The organism is Stenotrophomonas sp. ISL-67, from assembly GCF_018612915.1.
Classification (GTDB): domain Bacteria; phylum Pseudomonadota; class Gammaproteobacteria; order Xanthomonadales; family Xanthomonadaceae; genus Stenotrophomonas.
Genome location: NZ_JAGGRL010000009.1, coordinates 30104 through 48839, shown reverse-complemented (window position 1 = coordinate 48839; position 18736 = coordinate 30104). Strand labels below are relative to the sequence as shown.

Genomic DNA, 18736 nt, shown 5'->3' with positions numbered 1-18736 from the left:
AACCTGAAGCCACCATTTGATGAACGCGTCGCCACGCGCCCGGGCAATAAACAACCGATGATCGGAACCTGTCTGGGATAGTCGCCGGCGGCATCCCGCAAGGTCACCCGCGCATTAGACTTGGCGTTTCCCCGTTGCCTGAGAAGTCCATGTCCAAGCTGCGCCGCCCTACCCTGATGCTTGCCATTGCCGCCAGCCTGTCGCTGGGCCTGGCCGCCTGCGACCGCGATGCGGCCGCGCCGACCGCCGCCCCGGCGGCCGATACCGCCGCCACGCCGCCTGCCGCGCCCACGCCGCAGCTGGGCAGCTTCGGCTTCGATGCCGCCGGCATGGACCGCAGCGTCGCCGCCGGCGATGACTTCTTCGGCTTCGCCAACGGCAGCTGGGTCAAGAACACCGAAATCCCGGCAGACCGCTCCAGCCACGGCAGCTTCAACGTCATTGCCGAGAAGACCCTGGCCGACACCCGCGCCATCCTCGAAGGTGCCGCCGCCGATACCCAGGCCACCGGCGAAGCCAGGCAGGTCGGCGACTACTACGCCGCCTTCATGGACAAAGCCGGAATCGAATCGCGCGGCATGGCCGCGGTCAAGCCCGAACTGGATGCCATCGCTGGCATCAGCGACAAGGCCGCGCTGGCCACCGCCCTGGGCGGCACCCTGCGCGCCGACGTGGACCTGCTCAACGCCACCAACTTCTACACCGACCGCCTGTTCGGCACCTGGGTCTCGGTGGACCTGCTGCAGCCGGACCGCAACGCGCCGTACCTGGTGCAGGGCGGGCTGGGCCTGCCCGACCGCGACTTCTACCTGCAGGGCGGACGCATGGCCGAACTGCGCAAGCAGTACCAGGCATACATCGCGCAGGTGCTGCAGCTGGCCGGTGTGGCCGACCCGGCGGCCAAGGCGCAGCGCATCCTGGCGCTGGAAACCCGCATCGCGCAGGCGCACGCCACCCAGGAAGAAACCAACGACGTGGCCAAGGGTGCCAACGCGTGGAAGCAGGCCGACCTGAGCGCCAAGGCGCCGGGCATGGACTGGGCCGCGTTCCTGGCCGCCGCCGGGCTGGACAAGCAGGATGACTTCATCGTGTGGCAGCCCAAGGCCGTGGCCGGCATCTCGCGCCTGGTCGCCACCGAACCGCTGGATGTGTGGAAGGACTACCTGGCCTTCCATGCGCTGGACCGCGCCGCGCCGTACCTGCCCAAGGCGATCGCCGATGCGCGCTTCGCTTTCCACGGCACCACCCTCAACGGCACCCCGCAGCAGAGCGAGCGCTGGAAGCGTGCGGTGGATCAGAGCAACAGCGCGGTGGGCGAAGCGATCGGCAAGCTGTACGTGGAAAAGCACTTCGACCCGGCCACCAAGGCGCGCGCCGACGAGATGGCCAAAAACATCATCGCCGCCTTCGCCAAGCGCATCGACGCGCTGGAATGGATGTCGCCGGAAACCAAGGCGCACGCCAAGGCCAAGGTCGAAGGCCTCACCGTGGGCATGGGCTACCCGGACAAGTGGCGCGATTACAGCGGCCTGGAGGTGAAGCGCGATGATGCGTTGGGCAACGCCGAACGCGCCAGCCTGTTCGAGTACCGCCGCAACCTGGCCAAGCTGGGCCAGCCGGTGGACCACAGCGAATGGGCGATGCTGCCGCAGACCATCAACGCGATGAACGTGCCGCTGGAAAACCGCCTGGTGTTCCCGGCGGCGATCCTGCAACCGCCGTTCTTCGACGGCGCCGCCGACGATGCGGTGAACTATGGCGCGATCGGCGCGGTGATCGGCCACGAAATCAGCCACGGCTTCGACAACGCCGGTGCGCTGTTCGATGAAACCGGCAAGCTGCACAACTGGTGGACGGCCGAAGACCTGAAGAAGTTCAACGCCGCTGGCGATGCGCTGGCCGCGCAGTTCAGCAGCTACCAGCCGTTCCCGGGCGTGTCGGTCAACGGCCGCTTGACCCTGGGCGAGAACATCGCCGACGTGGCCGGCCTGGCCACCGCCTACGATGCCTACCAGCTGTCGCTGCAGGGCAAGCCGGGGCAGACCCTGGAAGGCTTCACGCCGGACCAGCGCTTCTTCCTGGGCTTTGCCCAGGCCTGGCGCAGCAAGGCACGCGAGCAGGCACTGCGCAATTCGCTGCTCACCAACGTGCATGCCCCCGGCCAGTTCCGCACGCTCACCGTGCGCAACCTGGACGCGTGGTATCCCGCGTTCGAGGTGAAGGAAGGCCAGAAGCTGTACCTGGCCCCCGAAAAGCGGGTCAAGGTGTGGTGAGAAAAACGGGCGCGAAAGCGCCCGTTTTTTTACCAATGGGCGAGCGTGCCTGCCGGCACGCCTACGCGTGCGCACGCGCGTGCCGCTACGCCGTCCTGCAGCGCGCGGCGGAACAGGGGCGACATGCCTTGCAGCAACCGTGCGGAGGCGCGCGCCTGGGTGCGCTGCAGCGGCGTGCGCTCGAGCATCGCCGTTGCCCACTCGGGCAGCAGTGCCGCACCGGCACCGAGGAACAACTCGCGCGAGATCCCCGCCATCGGCACCGGCAGCCGAATGCTCGACAACACCGCCAGCACTTCACGTGAGCGCGCGTCGAAACGCAGCACCGTTTGCTGCCGCGCGAAATACGCCGCCACCTCCGCTTCCGATGCGGGCACGTCGGTAGCACCCAACGCTTCTGCCACGCGCCGGTACTCATCGTAGTAACGGTCGGCGATTACCTCCGGCACCTCACGGCAGTACCGCCGGTAGCCCTGCAGGAATCCAAACGCCTCGGTCACGTGCACCCAGGTCAGCAGCGCCGGATCGTCGGCCGAATACGCCCGCCCGTCCGGGGTGTGCCCGCGCACTTGCGCGTGGATGCGCTTCACCTTCGACACCAGCGCTTCGACTTCGCCTGCCGGCCCATAGCTGGTGCACGCCACGAACGCCGTAGTCCGGCGCAGCCGCCCCACCAGGTCATCGCGGAAGTTGGAATGGTCGTACACCCCGGCCAGCGCCAGCGGATGCAGGGTCTGCAGCATCAGCGCGCACAGCCCGCCGGCCAGCATCCCGGGAAACTCGGCGTGTACCCGCCAGGTCACGCTGTCCGGCCCGAACCAGCCCGGGTCGCCCAGCGGGTGGTCGTAGTCGATGCCGCTTTGCCCACGCGGGAAGGCCCCCAGCACCCAGCGCCGGATCGGCACGGTGGCAGGGCGGGTGAGGCGGTGCAGCAGTGACGACATCAGGGACTTCCAGGGGGTCGGGAGGACCGCGATCCTGCGCGGTTGTGTCAATTCTGCGTGATCTGCGACCCCCCGGCCACGTCCGTTGCCAGGCCTGCCTCCGAATTGTGCGGTTGCAGCAAAATCCGGGCCGGTTTTCGCTTTCTCCAGCGGATTCACATGATGCGCCGCGCAAAAATTCGCACGGTTCCCGCATTCAGCTATCCCCCCTGCGGCGTTTTGTCGCACTGCCCATTGCCAAGCGCAACCAAAGTGCTAGAACTGAACGCGCCTCACCGTCCGTCCAATGCGCCGCTGCACGTTCCGAAGGAGCCCGTGATGATCGCTTTGTTCAAAGGTTTAGGTTTACTGCTCCAGGACAACGAGCTCTACGGCAGCCCGTTCGACAAGCAGGTCGCGCATTGGCGCAACAAGAGTGAGCAGCAGATCCGCGAGGAAGTGGCCACCCTGGCCAGGGCCAAGGGCCAGTGGCTCATGGCCTCCATCGTCGGCTGGCAGGCGGCCTCGCTGCTGGTCCTCGGGCTGATCGCCAACTACCTGTGGAAGGACGACTTCCATATCACCTTCACCCGCGTGGTGATCGTGTTCGGTTCGTGGGTCTCGATCCTGTTCGTGATCTGGTTCATGGCCAACATGTTCGACCACACTGCCGGTTTCGAGCGCTGGATGAAGGCGTTCAACAGCCGCGCGCGGATCACCTCCGATGCCGACACCGTGGAATGCGTGGCCGAAGCGCTGGACATGGCCCAGCTCTACCCGGAAGTGCTCGACTACAAGCAGGCCGTCACCGCCAGGCGCGAACTGCGCCACGAAGACATCCGCATCATGCGCGAGATCGGCCGCATGAAGCAGCATTCGGAACTGGTGGGGCAGCTGAACCATGTGGGTGAGTCCGGCAGCGGGCACAACCTGCACCTGCAGCCTGCGTTCTGACACGTAGTGCCGGGCTCTGCCCGGTTGCACGCGCACCGTCACCGACCGGATCACATCCCCCGGAACAGGCTCATGAACGGTTGGCTCACGTTGAGCACTTCGGGCCGCTGCTTCAACCGCAGCTGGCCACGGCCGGTGTCATCACGGCTCACCGCCGCCACCGCTTTCATGTTGACGATGGTGGAACGGTGCACCTGGCGGAAGCGCTGCGGGTCCAGCACTTCCAGCAGTTCGCGCAGCGGCGTGCGCAGCAGGCTTTCGCCGGTCTCGGTCACCACCGTGGTGTACTTGCTGTCGGCGCGGAAGTAGACCACGTCTTCCAGCATGATCAGCTGCGTATCGCGGCCATTGCTGGCGGTGATCCACGCCAGCGGCGGTGCGTTCGAGTGCGCTCCCGGCTGCTGGCCCAAGCGCTGCAGCAGCTGCTCCAGCATCGCGTTGTCCGGTCGGCCCATCTGCATGCGCGCCAGGATCCGATCGCGCGTGGCCAGCAGGCGCTCGTCGCTGACCGGCTTGAGCAGGTAATCCATCGCGCCCTGTTCGAAGGCATCGATCGCGTACTGATCGTAGGCGGTCACGAACACCACCTGCGTGCGCGGGCTGATCTCCGGCAGCGCACGCGCCACCTCGATGCCGCTGATGCCCGGCATGCGGATGTCGAGCAGGGCCAGGTCCGGTTTCAGTTCGGCCAACCGCTCCAGCGCGCTGGCGCCGTCTTCGCATTCGGCCACCAGCCGCAACTCTGGCCACAACCGCTGCAGCTGGGCCACCAGCGACTGGCGCAGCAGGTCTTCGTCTTCGGCAATGAGGGCATCAAGCTGCATGGATCGCCTCGCGTGCGTCGCGCGGCAGGGTGATCGTTGCCGCCACGCCGCAGGGGAAGTTGGACACGATGGCCACGCCGGCGCGTTCACCGCAGGTCAGGCGCAGGCGCTCGCGCAGGTTCTTCAGGCCAATCCCGGTACCGCTGCTGCCTTGGCCGAAGCCCAGGCCATCATCGGCTACGGTCAGGGTGACGTGGTCTTCAAAGGCACGCGCGATGATCCACACCGTGCCGCCACCGGGCTTGGGTTCCAGCCCGTGCTTGATCGCGTTCTCGACCAGGGTCTGCAGCGCCATCGATGGCAGCGGCAGTGTCTCCAGCGCCGGCGGCACGTCCACCTGCAGCGCCAGCCGCGCGCCCATGCGGATCTTGAGGATTTCCAGGTAGGCCCTGGTGCGCTCCAGCTCCACCCCCAGCGTCGACATCGACTCGTCCACGCTTGGCAGCGAGCTGCGCAGGTACTGGATCAGGTGCCCCAGCATCTGGTCGGCGCGCGGCGGGTCGGTGCGGGTCAGCACCTGCGCGTTGGCCAGCGTGTTGTACAGGAAGTGCGGTTCCACCTGCGCGTGCAGCAGGTTCAAGCGGGCCACCGACAGTTCCTTCTCGGTGGCGGTCTGTTCGGCGGCGGCCTGCTCGTCGCGGCGCTGCTCGGCCACGCGGCGGGTGATGGCGCGGCTGACCGCTTCGGCGTTCTCAAAGTTGCTGCCTTCATCCACCGCCAGCAGGTCGGCCCATATCCCTGCATCGGGCTCGAACACCAGGGTCACGCTGCTGGTGCCCTGCCCCGGGCTGACCGTGGCCAGCACGCTGTTGCGCTTGATCGCCAGCCGCGCCGGCAGGTTCCAGCGCGACGGCGGGCGGCCGTTGTAGGGGTCCACGCGGCGCACATACGCGCGCACCTGCAGGCTGCCGGCGGCACTTTCGATATCTTCCACGCGCGGCAGTTCCTTGATCGCCTGTTCGACCAGGCTGAAGGCCGCGCCGGCGTCCATCGGCAGCTCGATCTGGCGGCGCTGGCGGCTGGACAGGGTGGCCGCATCCAGGTGCCCGGCCACGATCGAGACCCGGCGCAGGTGGGTGATGCAGCTGCCCAGCGCGGTGATCATCAGGAACAGCGCCAACAGCCCGAACACCCAGCCGGGGCCTTCGTCCATGCCGTGGAAGAATCCACTCCACACGAACCCGGCCACGACGATCGCCGCGGCCCAGGCCACCAGAATACGGAGAATCAGGGAGAGGCTGGCGAACACGGCGGTATCTTCACGATGGGATGGTGTGAGGATAGCCCTGCCCGGCATGGGCACAAGCGCCATGCGATGGAAGCCGGGAATGCAGGGATGAAACGGCGCCGGCGGGCATCGGGGCCCAGGTACCGTGTGGACACGCATGGCGTGTCTCTACGCAACATCCCGACCCAAATTGGTCGTTCGACCCCAACATCGCCCGACCCAGGATCGTAGTGACACGCCATGCGTGTCAAAGCCATGCCGAACGGGGCCGCAGACACGCCATGCGTGGCTGCCCTTCGTTCCGGCGACGATATCCCGAAATCGCGCTGCTCTCCGGTCGGGTTCATCGACGCTGGGCGAAGAGCCGCCGACTAACAGTCGGCGCTACCCGTTCCGCGCTGGAGCCATCGCGGCGTCCGGGTCCCCGCCGACGATGTCGGCGGGGTCGCTTCGATCACTTCCGATCGGCAGCCGATGCATCCCGGGTTGCGCGGAACTGCGAATCATCGCTCCAGTTCGGCCAGCTGCGGGCATTGGCCAGCTGGTTGCCCAGCGTGTACAACACCTCCAGGTCGCGCGCGGCGCCGGCGAACTTCCAGTCCGGCTGCCACTCGTCGCCCTGCTGGTGGTAGCGCTTGGCGGTGTAGTCGTCCGAGGCCGCCTTGCCTGCGGCCACGCCACCGTCCACCCAGTCCTGGCCGGCCGAGTAGGACACCGCCGGCACGCCACGCTTGGCGAACGGGAAGTGATCGGAACGGAAGAACAGGCCGGCTTCCGGCTTCGGGTCCGGGGTGTAGCGGATATCCCAGCCCTTGGCCACGTCCTTCAGCTGGTCCAGCAGCTCCAGCTTGGCCGAGCCGTAGATGCCGAAATCACGCGATGGGCCGAACGGCGCCATGCCATCCATGTTGATCACCGCCACGGTCTTGGCCAGCGGGTACAGCGGGTGGCTGGCGTAGTACTCCGACCCCAGCAGGCCCTTTTCTTCGGCGGTCACGGCCAGGAACAGCACCGAACGCTCCGGGCGCTTGCCCTTGGCGAAACCACGGGCCAGTTCCACCAGCGAGGCGGTGCCGCTGGCGTTGTCCAGCGCGCCGTTGAAGATGGTGTCGCCGGTCGCGTCCGGCTTGCCCACCCCGATGTGGTCCCAGTGCGCGCTGTACACCACGGTTTCATCCGGGTGCCGGCTGCCTTCCAGGCGCGCGGCCACGTTGTGCGAGGTGATCACCTCGGTCTTCACCGCGTACTTGGCCGACAGGGTTTCGCCCTTCAGTTCCACCGGCTTGAAATCGCGGCGCTGGGCCTGCTTTTTGAGCGCCTCGAAATCCTGCCCGGCGCGCTTGAACAGATCCACCGCCAGGTCGCGCTGGATCCAGCCTTCCAGCAGCGGGTGCGCTTCGGCCGGGTTGTCGCGGACCACGTCGAACATGGTGTTGGTGTTGGAACCAGCCACCGTGGCCCAACCATACGAGGCCGGTGCGGTTTCGTGCACGATCAGCACGCCCAGCGCCCCCTGGCGGGCAGCCTCTTCGTACTTGTAGGTCCAGCGGCCGTAGTAGGTCATACCCTTGCCGTCGAAGTCGCCTTCGCCGGTTTCGAAGTCCGGGTCGTTGATCAGCACGACCGCGATCTTGCCCTTCAGGTCGACGTCCTTGAAGTCGTTCCAGTTGCGCTCAGGCGCATTCACGCCGTAGCCCAGGAACACCAGCGGGGCGTTCTGGATGTCGACCTCGGACGCGCCGTTCATGGCTGCACGCACCGCGATCTCCTGGCCCTGGCTGAGCGGCTGCGGCTTGCCCTGGCTGGACAGCGCCAGGCTCGGCGTGCCGACGATATCGCCCTTGAGCAGCGGCACGGCCTGGGTCCACAGGCGCTTGCCATCCTTCAGGTCGCCGCCCGGCTGCAGGCCGGCGGCCGCAAACTGCTTGCTGAGGAAGGCGATGGTCTTCTCTTCGCCGGCCGTGGCCGGCGAACGGCCCTCATAGGCGTCCGAGGCCAGTTCCTTGACGTCGGCTGAGATCCGCGCGCCATCGAATTTGGGCGTCGCCGCCATCAGGGCGCTGGACACCGACAGGGCCAGCACGCTCAGTACCACTCGCTTCATCATTCTCTCCGCTGTTGGGACAACCCCACCATCAACGGATCATAACCGTCCCGCGCGCGCCACAGACAATGAGGGCCGGCCAACGGCCGGCGGGTACACGCCAACGCATGCGCGCTGTCGCCCCACAATTCGCGTTGCGAATTGTGGGCCCCTCTTATGATGCTTCCACCCCCCCGCCGCTTCGCGGCCGCCCCCGAACTCCGGGGGCTCTTCACCCGACATACCGCCTGGGCCGGCCAACGGCCGGCGCTACCGATGGTGATCTGCTCTTACCAGTTCGGATCTTCCGCGGGCGCGGCGGGCTTTGCCGCAGCCGCACGCGCCGACTTTGGCTTCGCACTGCCACCACCGTTCGACGCGGTTGCGGTCGCAGCCGCCGGCTTCACCGCCCCAGCCAATTGACGCAGCTCGATCGAGCCCGGCTTGAACGTCGCCCCACCCACGTCTGCGCCACCTTCGATGGTGCCGTAGGAGGTTTGCGCGGCCACGCGGTCCACCCGGATCGTGCAGCACGGGGTTTCATTGCGGCCCAGCGAACGCCCGGTCTGCGGGTCCTTCAGTTCCTCGCCGAGCATCACCGCCTGCCAGCGCTGGCCGGCCTTGAGCGATTCGCCGCCCTGGCTCAGCACCACCTGGTCGCCGGTCATGGCCACCACCGACACCGGGAAAATCCCGGTGATGATCGCCGTTCCAATCTGCCCGGACAGCGAATCCATCATCGCCGCCGCCATGCCCTTGCCATCCACCACGCGCGGCAGGGTGCTCGGGCCGGTCGACGCCAGCTGGTGGTCGAAACTGTCGGACATCACCACCTCACCGGTGGTCGCGTTGATCAGGCGCAGGGTGATGCGCCCCCCGCCCGAATACGAGGTCACCTGGCGGTCGGACATGCGCAGGTTGCGTACGCTGCGCGGGTACTCGAAGCGTTCGATGGTCGGAATCAGGATCAGGGCGGTGGCCAGCTGCTGGCCCAGCCGCGCGGTGTCCTGCAGGCGCACGTTGCCGCTGTTGATGTGGTCGATCTCGGCCTGCATCTCTTCACCGAATTCACGGTCCAGCACGATGAAGCGCTTGGTCTGGGTCAGCGTGTCGTTCAGGCGCGCGCGGATGGCCGCGGCTACGTCGTCGCTGGCCACGCGGCCATCGCCCACGGCATAAGTGCCGCTGCGCACATGTGGCAGGGCCACCACGATCTTCGGCCGGCCCTGCTCGTCCGGAGCGCGGTACTGGGCGATGTTGGCGCGCACGCGCACCTTCCAATAGCTGCGCATCGTGCGCCTGCTGACATCGGACTCGAACGACTGCGCGCCACGCTGGGCGTCCACGCTGGCCTGTTCCTTGTAGCTTTCCTTGATGCTCGCCGAGGCCGAACCCACGCCGTCGGAGGCTTCCGCCTGCGCCTGCACCGAGCCACTGGCCGAGGCAGACGCGGAATAACTATAGCCGGCGTCGCTGGCGCGCACGCGGGCAATCACTTCTTCATCCAGCTGGCTGACTTCTTCCTGCGAGAGGATCTCGTAGCCCAGCACCGCCCCTTGCGAAGCGACAATCATCTGCTGGGCGAACGCGTCGGCGCGGATATCGCCGACGTGTTCCCCATCCACGTCCACATGCAGGCCTGCACGCAGGCTCTGCATCTGGCTGGCAACACGCACGCCATTGACCTGGGCCACCGCCGACTGCAGCGCGGCCAGCACCGCCAGCTCCGGCGTGCTGCCGATGCCATCGGCTTCGCGCGCCACCTGGGTGGTGCCGCCGAAATCCGGGGCGCCGCGCAGCGGCTTTTCAGCCGGTGCTTCCAGCTTGGATTCGGCCTTCGGTGCCGTGGTCTCCACCGGTGCCTCCTGCTTGCCGCAGGCGGCAAGCAGGGTAGCGGTGAGGGCCAGGCTCAACAGTCGGTATGAGGTCTGCATGCGTGGCGTTCCTTTCTCTTACAGGCTGTCGAGCATCGACTCGGCGTTGCCCGGCACCTTGATCTTGGCGGCGCGGGCGAAGGTCAGCGCGGCCTTCGACGAGGAGTACAGGCGCTTCAGGTAGCCCGGCGATTCCTTGGCAACCCATGCACCGGCAGCCAGCTTGCGGCCCACGGTGACCAGCTGGGTGCCGCTCAGGCTCTTCATGCCGCTGGCGAAGTTACTGGCTTCACCGCTCAGCTTCTGGCCTTCGGCGGCCGAAGCGACCAGGGCCACCAGGCCGGTGGTGTAGTGCTGCTTGGACTCGGCGCTCAGCTCCGGCTGGGCAGCCACGCGCTCATCGATCGCCGCCTGGGCCGCTTCGCTGACCGACACCGACTTCTTAATCTGGTCCACGTTGACCGAACCGGACGACAGCGCCTGGCGCTCGGCTTCCAGCAGCTGCACCTGCTCGGCCAGGCCGAAGGCCTTGGCGAAGGAGGTCTGCGCATCGATCGAGTGCGACTGCGAGGACACGAAACGACGCACCAGCGCTTCCTGCGCGGCTTCGTCCGGGGCGCCGGCCGAGGCGGCCGAGGCGCTGTTGCCGCCGCCGGCCAGGTCCTTCAGCTTGCCGAACTGCGCGTGTGCCGGCGCGGCGAAGGTGGTGGCGATGGCCAGTGCGATGAGGGTCTTGCGGATCATGGTGTGTTCCTGAAGAGAAATGATGGGATTCGGTGGCTGCCGACCCTTGGTCGGCAGGCATCAGGTGCGCTGATTCTCAGCGCACCGCTTTGACGTTCAATTCGTTGATCATCTGCTGCGCACCCTTTTCAGAGGCGATCTGCAGGGCATTGGTGCGGGCCACGGTTTCGTTCGGGCCGGTGCCGGAGAACTGCACCGGCCCCACCGAAGACACGGTCTTCGGGAAGCGGCCGCTCACGTCCAGCACCTTGCCGGTGACGGTCACGAACACGCGGGTGTTGCCGCTGACCGGGTCGCGGTCGCGCATGCCCACGTCCAGCGTGCCCACGGCCAGGTACGGAATGTTGGCCGCCTTGATGCCGTTGGCGGTGTCGCGCAGGGTGGCCGGCGACAGGTCATTGCCCGTGCTGAAGTCCTTGCGGATGCGCTCGATGCTCAGCAGGCCACGGCTTTCGCCTTCCACGTATTCCGCTTCCACCACTTCATAGCCGGCCGCGCTGAACGCACCGGTCATGGCGGTGTTGATCTCGTTGGCGTTGGCCACCTTCCAGCTGACGTTGTCACTGCGCGCGGTGGTGCTGCCACCGGAGGTGACCGATACCGACGCATTCTGGTTGATGCTGCCGCTGGTGCTCACCGCATTGCCACGGAAGCTGTCGCCTTCGCGGGTCTTCTCGTCATAGCTCTGGCTGGCATCGACGCGGCGGTATTCCTTGTCCTGGAACGACTGCACGGTGTCCTGCGAGCGCGCCATGAACAGGAAGGTCAGCAGCGAGCGTTCATTGCCGCGCGCCCCGGCGGTGGCCGAACCCGCATCCAGCTTGGTCTGCAGCAGGGTGGTGTTGATCTCGGCGCGGACGCTGACCGTATAGGTCTTGGCCTTCTTGTCTTCGGTGTCCGACAGCGGCACCGCCGACAGCACGTAGCGGTCGATCTCGCCAATGAACTCGGCGCGGCGGTCTTCGAACAGGCGCAGCTTGGCCGCACCGGATTCGGCGATGTACGCCTCCAGTGCATTGACCTTGGCCTTGTTCAGGGCCTGGGCGCGGGTGTCGGCACTCAGGCGCAGGCCATAGCTGGCCGAACCGGTACCACGGGAACTGGCGGTCTGCGCCGACACCGGCGCGGCAACCATCAGTGCAATGAGAATCAGCAGTACGGCACGAATCAACGGCATGAGGTGATCAACTCCTGGAGGGCTTGGGTCTGTTGCTGCAGCGGCTTGCCGCCGGGCTTCTGTTCGTTCAGCCATGCTTTCGAATCCGCGCGCCTGGCGGCCGCGCCGGCGAAGGCGTCAAGGCCGGCCAGCGTGGTTTCGTAGCTGGCTGACCATTGGTCCACGTGCCACTGGGTCGCCGGCACCACCTTGGTGGCGCCCTTGCGCAGCGGCTGGTCGAAGAACACCTTGCCCGAGAATGGCTCCACCACCGTGGCCTGGAAGAACGCGCCGAACAGCATCGTCTTCATCGCCGGGGTTTCGTTGATCACGCCGTTCTTCAGCGCATCCAGGCGCAGCTTCACCACGTAATCCGGCTCGGGAATCTTCAGCTGGTACACCTTGCCGTCGGCAAAGCGTGCGGCCATCGCACCGCCAATTGCCTGGCCGCTGGCCGGCGGCAGCAGGCCGATACCGGTATTGGACGACAGGGTCTTGGACAGCTCGTGGGCCAGCGTGGCGCGCAGCATTTTTTCGTCCACCGCATCGGGCAGCTTGGCGCGCACCGCATCGGACAGGGTCACCTCGCCCACCTGCAGGCGGCGCGTCGACGCGGCCGGCAGCTGCGCCTTGGCCAGCGTGTCGGCCAGCACCTGCGGCAGGCCGGTGGCGGCATTGCCGTAGAGCAGGTCGGCGACGATGGCGTCGATGTCGTCCTCGTCCGGCAGGTACTCCATCACGTCGATGCGCTGCAGCGTGATCGGGTAGGACGCCACGACCTGGCGCTCGCGGAAGTCGAAGAACAGCGCCTGCAGCGCCACTTCCACCAGCACCTTGTACTGGCCGCCGATCGGTTCGATGGAAACCAGCTCGCGGTCCAGCGCGGTGGCCAGCACCGTGGCACTGGTGGTGCCATCGAGCATCGCCAGCGGCTGGTCGATCAGCTCCAGCGTGGCCGGCGGCTTGGCCTTCAGCCGCGCCCACAGCGCCTGGTTGAGCGGGGCCAGCCCGCGCGCCTTCAGCACCGTGGCCGCACGCGGGGTGCTGGCCTCTACGGCACTCTGCTCGGCGGTGTAGGCAAAGCCGGCCCAATAGGCCTGCTGCGATTTGTCGGCAGCCTGCGCGGCGCTGGCGAAGGTGGCAGTGCCCACCACCACGACCAACCCACACAGCAGCAGCCACGCGCTGCGCGCGCGCGTACGCTTCTTCCCTGAAAACATCGTCCCGCGTCCTTATCGGCTGGACCTGGGCAGGTGCCCGGTCACTTTTGTGAGTGCGCCACCATAGTGCCTGTTCAGGTTTCGGGCAAGGGGAAAATTGTGTCAGCGCGGTTGCGGCCCCGCGGCCCGCGCCTGCAGCAATGCCCGTTCGCGCGCGTTGGGAGTAAGCCGCGCAGCGCGCGCAAAAGCATCGGCCGCTTCTGCATGCCGGTCCATCTGCGACAAAAGGTCACCCTGCACCGCCGCCAGCGGCGCGTAATCCTGCAACCGGGGATCGCCGGCCAGCTGCTCCACCAATGGCCACGCCGCTGCCGCGCCTTCCGCGCGCGACACCGCTACCGCCCGGTTGAGCTCCACCACCGGCGAGGGCTGCACCTGCGCCAGCCGCGCATACAGCGTGGCCATCCGTGCCCAGTCGGTGTCGTCGGCATGGCGCACACGGGCATGGCACTCGGCAATGGCCGCCTGCAGCACGTAGCCATCGTCTGCCCCGCCCAGTGCCACTGCGTGCTGCAGCGCCGCCTGGCCGCGCGCTACCTGCAGGTGATCCCAGCGGGTCCGGTCCTGCTCGGGCAGCAGGATCGGGTTGCCCTGCGCATCCACCCGCGCCGCTGCGCGCGACGCCTGCAGTTCCATCAGCGCCAGCAGCCCGTGCACCTGCGGCCAGGCCGGCAACCGCTGCTGCAGCACCCTGCCCAGCCGCAGCGCTTCCTCGCACAACGCCGGGCGCATCCAGTCATCGCCACTGCTGGCGGCATAGCCTTCGTTGAAAATCAGGTACACCACCGCCAGCACCGAACCCAATCGTTCGGGCAGGGCCGCCTGGCGCGGCACTTCGAAGGGCACCTGCCTGGCGGCCAGGGTGCGTTTGGCGCGCACGATGCGCTGGGCGATGGTGGGCTCGGGTTGCAGGAACGCGCGGGCGATCTCATCGGTGGTCAGCCCGCCCAGCAGGCGCAGGGTCAATGCAACCCGCGCATCGGCCGACAGCACCGGGTGGCAGGCCACGAACATCAGCCGCAGCAGGTCATCGCCGATATCGTCCTGCAGTGCGTCGCTGTCGTCGGGAAGCGGCAAGGGCTGCGGTTCCAGCTCGCTGCCCCATTGCGCGTGCTGGCCGGCCACGCGCTGGTGCTGGCGCAGCACGTCGATGGCGCGATTGCGTGCAGTGGTCATCAACCACGCTCCCGGATTGTCCGGAACGCCCTGCGTGGGCCAGCGCTCCAGCGCGGCCAGCCAGGTGTCCTGGGCCAGTTCTTCGGCACGCCCGATATCGCCGCCCAGCATCCGCGCCAGGCGTGCAATCAAGGCCGGCGATTCCATCCGCCAGAGGGTATCCAGTCGTTGTGTCAGCGCGGCATCCATGCCGCGAATCAGAGCATTCCCCTCCGCGCCGCACAAGCTGCGGCGCGGTAGTGGGCATCAGCCGGGTTCGCCGTCCATATGCGCCACTTCCCAGAGGTGGCCGTCCAGGTCCTCGAAGCTGCGCTGGTACATGAAGCCGTAATCGCGCGCCGGCGTTGGCTCGCGGCCGTCGGCCTTCAGCACCTTCTCAAGGGTGGCGTCCACGGCGGCTCGGCTGGGCGAGGACAGCGCAAGGATCACCTGCGCCTGCCTGCGTGCATCGCTGATCGGCCTGTCGATGAAGGTGGCGAAGAACGGCTCGCTCAGCAACATCAGCATGATCGTGTCGCTGATGTTGAAGGACGCCGCCTTCTCATCGGTGTACGTCAGGTTGGGGGTAAACCCAAGCGCGCTGAAGAACGCCTTGCTCTTCTCCAGGTCACGGACGGGCAGGTTCACGAAGATCATCTGGGGTGCATCGGACATGATGGGTTCCTTGGGCTCAGTAGGGTTTCATGCAGTTGACCATCCACGGCTTGCCGTAGCGATCCTCAAGCATGCCCCAGCGCTTGGCCCAGAAGGTTTCGCCGATCGGGAAGGTCACCTTGCCGCCTTCGGACAGCGCCTTGAACACGCGCTCGGCTTCGTCCTCGGTCTCCACGTCGATGTTGATCGTGGTGCTGCCGTGGCCCGGGGAAGGCGGACCATCGGCCGCCATCAGGATCGCGCTGCCCACTTCCAGCTGGCTGTGCGCGATCAGGTTCGGATCGGCCGGGCCGGGGTTGTCGCCGCAGCCGTCCATGTTGTCACTGGGCGGCATGTCGCTGTACTTCATTTCCGAGGTGACCTTGCCACCCAGGACCTGGGCATAGAAGGCCATCGCTTCGTGGGTCTGACCGCTGAAGCTCAGGAAGGGAATCAATTTCATGGGAATCTCCAGAACACGGTTTGGGGGGTCAGTCGGCCTGGCCGATCTGTTCGCGCAGACGCTGTTCCTGCGCACGTAATTCCGGGGTGAAGGCCGCGCCGAAATCCTCCTCGGTGTAGAACGGGCGTATCTCCACCACGTTGCCCGCCGAGAACGGCGCGCGCGTGAGCCACTCGGTGGCCTCATCCACCGTGCGCACCTGCCACAGCCAGAACCCGGCCACCAGCTCGCGGGTTTCGGCGAACGGCCCGTCGATCACCTGCGGTGCAGCGCCGGTGTAGGCCACTCTGCGCCCGTGGCTGGTTGGCCTCAGGCCGTCACCGGCCAGCATGATGCCGGCCTTGACCAGCTCTTCGTTGAAGGCCCCCATCGCCCGGATCTCCGCCTCGGTGGGCAGCACCCCGGCCTCGGTATCCTCGGTGGCTTTCACGATCACCATGACTTTCATCGGCTTGTCCTCGTTGTCGGCCCGGTTGGCGGGCCCTTCACTGGTTACGACGCCCCAGTGCAATGGAAATCGACACGTCTGCCAAAAAATGTTTCGATGCCGCCCGAAGGTGACGGCCACGGCCCTGAACGGGCACGCGGCGCTGCACTGCAACAGGCCGGCAGCGCAGGCTGGGGCATCATGGGTGTCCCCTGCCCAGCATTGGTCCGGCCATGCAATTCCTGCTGCTGATCCATATCGACGAAGCCCTGATCCAGGACGTGCCCCCAGAGGAGTACGACGCCATGATGCGCGGCTGCATCCAGCACGCCGACAAACTGAAGGCCGACGGCACCCTGGTCCTTGCCCAGCAGCTGGAGCCCGTTGCCCAGGCCCGGACGCTGCGCACGCGCCAATCGCAGGCCCGCATCACCGACGGCCCGTTCGCCGAAACCCGCGAACTGCTCGCCGGTTTCAACCTCATCAACGCACGCGACCCCGACGACGCCATGCGCATCGCCCAGGCGTTTCCGTGGTCCCGCTACGGCAGCATCGAAGTCCGTCCGGTAGCCGACTTCGAGGCAGAGCGCCGCCGCGTCGGCGCCTGACCCCTCACGGCAACACCATGACCTTCAACTCGCGCGCCCCTACCGCCTCATTCCCGCTGTAATCGCGCGCACTCCCGCGAATGATGTAGTCCCCCGCAGGCAACGCATCCGGCTGCCAGCGCCCGGTCTCCACCAGCCCATCGCGCACGGTATTGGTCACCAGGTAGCGGAAGCGTGTCACCGCGCTGCCGTGCACGGTAATTCCACTCTCCGGTGCATACGCCACCACCGTGGCGCTGTCTTCGCGCGGCATGCGGTTGAACACGATGTTGAAGCGCGGCTGCTCGTACCCGGCCAGCGGCGTGCCGTTCGCATCCAGGATCTGATACCCCACCTGGTAGGCGCCCAGGCGACGGCGCGGCAGGTTGTTGTCCACCTGGTCCCACGCCTCCACCACGATCTGCACGCCGGGCCCCTGGCGCGGCACCGGCACCCGTCCGTCCGGCCCTGCCTTGATCGGCTGGTCCAGATCATCCAGCAGTGCCATGTCGGTAATGCGCGGTGCGAAGCTGTCGGCATACCCCACGAACCCCAACGCCACCGCATTGCGCTGGAAGCCCCCGGCACCCACGCTCAGGTGCACGTGCGCCATGCGGTTGATGCTGCCCAGCGGCTCACCGGCCTTGAAGCGGGTGCCGCGCCGAACCCGCACCCGCTCCAGCTTGCCGTCCAGGTCCCGCAACTGCGGCCAGCGCGCGTCGAACGCTCGGTCGCGCGCATCGCGGCCCACCTTCATGTGGATGTAGCGCAGCCGATCCAATGAGAGCCCTTCGGCCTGCCCACCCACCGACCAGCTCGGGAACGGACTGCTGACCTTGCCATCAACAATGGCCAGCACCGTCTGCCCGACATCGCCGCGGATATCGAAGCCATCGTGCAGGTGGTGCCGGCTCTCGCCACTGAAGTTGCCGCGCACCTCGCCCAGCGTGCCCACCACCTCGTGCCAGCCCAGCTGCGGCGCCAACGGCCAGCGCCCGCCGGTGTCGGGCAGCGCAGCGTCGGCGGACGGCCCGACCAGCGCCGGCGCCGGCGTGGCCCCGGCAGCCAGCGCGCGCAGGCGATGTACCCGGTACGACGCGGCATCGGACAGGTACAGCCCGCCCTCTGCATCCAGCGCCAGCCCGCCCGGCCGCGAGAAGCGCGGCTGCGCTGCCGTGCCAGTGAGGTCCAGCACATGGCCACGCGCCGACAGCTGCACCACCTTGCCGTCGAAATCAGTCACGTACACGACGTCATCGTGGGTCACCGCCAGCGCCAGCGGCCCGTTGAGCAGGCTGCCCCGGCCCAGCAGCGTATCCAGCGTGCCATTCGGTGCCAGGCGTCGAATCGCGCTGTTGAGCAGGTCGGCGATCAGCAGGTTCCCGTGCGAATCCAGCGCCACTGCCACGGGCGTATCCAGCCGTGCGCCCACGCCCGCACCGTCCACGTTGCCGGGCGCGTCGCCGCCAGCCAGCGTGCGCACCTGGCCGTCGGGCTCGATCACGCGGATGCGGTCGTTCCAGGTATCGGCCACGAACACGCGGCCACCGGCATCCACCGCCACGCCCATCGGCCCATCGAAGCGCGCCTGCGCTGCCGGGCCGTCCGCGAAACCTGCGCTGCCATCACCGGCAATCGTGCTGACCACACCATCGGTACCGATCCGGCGGATCACATGGTTGCCGGTGTCGGCCACGAACACATTGCCGGCCGCATCCAGCGCAATGGCCGAGGGCGTGTTGAACTGTGCCTGCAGCGCCGGACCATCGCGCCAACCCTCGCCCTGCCCGGCCAGCGTGTCCACGCGCCCATCGGGATACACCCGGCGGATCCGGTTGTTATCGCCAGCATCGGCGACATACAGCACGCCGTGCGTATCCAGCGCGATGCCGTACGGATCCGCAAACTGCGCCTGCGCCGCCGCGCCGTCGCGCAGCCCGCCCACGCCATCGCCGGCCAGCAGGCTGGTCTGCGGGGTCCAACCCAGCACCGTGGCCAAAGGGCCCGGCGGCGGTGCCGGTGCGGCCGGTTCGCGAACGAAGGTCCAGGCCAGTGCCGCTGCCACCGCCATGCCTGCCAGCGCCACCATTGTCCATCGTCCGCGCGTCATCGCTGTCCTTGCCTGCTGCCAGTTCGGGACACGACCTTAGCCGCTCGGCGCGTGCCTGCAA

General features: G+C 67.3%; 16 protein-coding genes. 3 read left to right on the top strand and 13 right to left on the bottom strand.

Annotated features, from left to right (window positions below):
• Positions 1 to 149: 149 nt before the first annotated feature.
• Positions 150 to 2273 (top strand): M13 family metallopeptidase, encoded by a 2124-nt coding sequence (locus J7J08_RS10540; protein WP_214904985.1) that lies wholly within the window; start codon positions 150 to 152, stop codon positions 2271 to 2273.
• 29 nt (positions 2274 to 2302) lie between these two features.
• Here J7J08_RS10540 and J7J08_RS10535 read toward each other — a convergent pair whose 3' ends face one another.
• Positions 2303 to 3217, bottom strand: a complete 915-nt coding sequence (locus tag J7J08_RS10535; RefSeq protein WP_214904982.1) for an oxygenase MpaB family protein — start codon at positions 3215 to 3217, stop codon at positions 2303 to 2305.
• A gap of 318 nt (positions 3218 to 3535) precedes the next feature.
• On the opposite strand from J7J08_RS10535, the gene J7J08_RS10530 reads away from it, so the two are divergent.
• On the top strand, positions 3536 to 4150 hold the full coding sequence (locus tag J7J08_RS10530; protein WP_214904979.1) for a hypothetical protein: 615 nt from the start codon (positions 3536 to 3538) through the stop codon (positions 4148 to 4150).
• A 50-nt stretch (positions 4151 to 4200) separates the two neighbouring features.
• Here the strand turns inward: J7J08_RS10530 and J7J08_RS10525 are convergent, their stop codons facing one another.
• The 11 genes from J7J08_RS10525 to J7J08_RS10475 all read right to left on the bottom strand — a co-directional run bounded on the left by J7J08_RS10525 (position 4201) and on the right by J7J08_RS10475 (position 15999).
• The gene (locus tag J7J08_RS10525) at positions 4201 to 4974 is read right to left on the bottom strand and encodes a LytTR family DNA-binding domain-containing protein (RefSeq protein ID WP_214904977.1); all 774 of its coding nucleotides are present in this window, start codon (positions 4972 to 4974) and stop codon (positions 4201 to 4203) included.
• A complete protein-coding gene (locus J7J08_RS10520; RefSeq protein WP_214904975.1) occupies positions 4964 to 6223 on the bottom strand; it encodes a histidine kinase in 1260 nt (419 codons plus the stop codon). Before J7J08_RS10520 ends, J7J08_RS10525 begins: the two co-directional genes overlap by 11 nt.
• A gap of 433 nt (positions 6224 to 6656) precedes the next feature.
• Positions 6657 to 8306: a M28 family metallopeptidase gene (locus J7J08_RS10515; RefSeq protein ID WP_214904972.1), complete on the bottom strand. Its 1650-nt coding sequence runs from the start codon at positions 8304 to 8306 to the stop codon at positions 6657 to 6659.
• A gap of 269 nt (positions 8307 to 8575) precedes the next feature.
• On the bottom strand, positions 8576 to 10219 hold the full coding sequence (locus tag J7J08_RS10510; RefSeq protein ID WP_214904967.1) for a CsgG/HfaB family protein: 1644 nt from the start codon (positions 10217 to 10219) through the stop codon (positions 8576 to 8578).
• 18 nt (positions 10220 to 10237) lie between these two features.
• The gene (locus J7J08_RS10505; protein ID WP_214904964.1) at positions 10238 to 10903 is read right to left on the bottom strand and encodes a hypothetical protein; all 666 of its coding nucleotides are present in this window, start codon (positions 10901 to 10903) and stop codon (positions 10238 to 10240) included.
• 76 nt (positions 10904 to 10979) lie between these two features.
• Positions 10980 to 12080 carry a hypothetical protein gene (locus J7J08_RS10500; RefSeq protein WP_214904959.1) on the bottom strand — a complete coding sequence of 367 codons (1101 nt, stop codon included), beginning with the start codon at positions 12078 to 12080 and terminating at the stop codon, positions 10980 to 10982.
• Positions 12071 to 13279 (bottom strand): hypothetical protein, encoded by a 1209-nt coding sequence (locus tag J7J08_RS10495; RefSeq protein ID WP_251006571.1) that lies wholly within the window; start codon positions 13277 to 13279, stop codon positions 12071 to 12073. Before J7J08_RS10495 ends, J7J08_RS10500 begins: the two co-directional genes overlap by 10 nt.
• Positions 13280 to 13381: 102 nt before the next feature.
• The gene (locus J7J08_RS10490; protein ID WP_214904956.1) at positions 13382 to 14644 is read right to left on the bottom strand and encodes a sigma-70 family RNA polymerase sigma factor; all 1263 of its coding nucleotides are present in this window, start codon (positions 14642 to 14644) and stop codon (positions 13382 to 13384) included.
• 57 nt (positions 14645 to 14701) lie between these two features.
• Positions 14702 to 15112 (bottom strand): VOC family protein, encoded by a 411-nt coding sequence (locus J7J08_RS10485; RefSeq protein WP_214905408.1) that lies wholly within the window; start codon positions 15110 to 15112, stop codon positions 14702 to 14704.
• 13 nt (positions 15113 to 15125) lie between these two features.
• Positions 15126 to 15551: a VOC family protein gene (locus J7J08_RS10480; RefSeq protein ID WP_214904953.1), complete on the bottom strand. Its 426-nt coding sequence runs from the start codon at positions 15549 to 15551 to the stop codon at positions 15126 to 15128.
• Between the two features lie 28 nt (positions 15552 to 15579).
• Positions 15580 to 15999 carry a YciI family protein gene (locus tag J7J08_RS10475; protein ID WP_214904950.1) on the bottom strand — a complete coding sequence of 140 codons (420 nt, stop codon included), beginning with the start codon at positions 15997 to 15999 and terminating at the stop codon, positions 15580 to 15582.
• A 212-nt stretch (positions 16000 to 16211) separates the two neighbouring features.
• Here J7J08_RS10475 and J7J08_RS10470 point away from each other — a divergent pair, with 212 nt between their 5' ends.
• The gene (locus tag J7J08_RS10470; protein ID WP_214904947.1) at positions 16212 to 16586 is read left to right on the top strand and encodes a YciI family protein; all 375 of its coding nucleotides are present in this window, start codon (positions 16212 to 16214) and stop codon (positions 16584 to 16586) included.
• Between the two features lie 4 nt (positions 16587 to 16590).
• Here the strand turns inward: J7J08_RS10470 and J7J08_RS10465 are convergent, their stop codons facing one another.
• The gene (locus J7J08_RS10465; RefSeq protein ID WP_214905404.1) at positions 16591 to 18636 is read right to left on the bottom strand and encodes an NHL repeat-containing protein; all 2046 of its coding nucleotides are present in this window, start codon (positions 18634 to 18636) and stop codon (positions 16591 to 16593) included.
• Positions 18637 to 18736 lie beyond the last annotated feature (100 nt).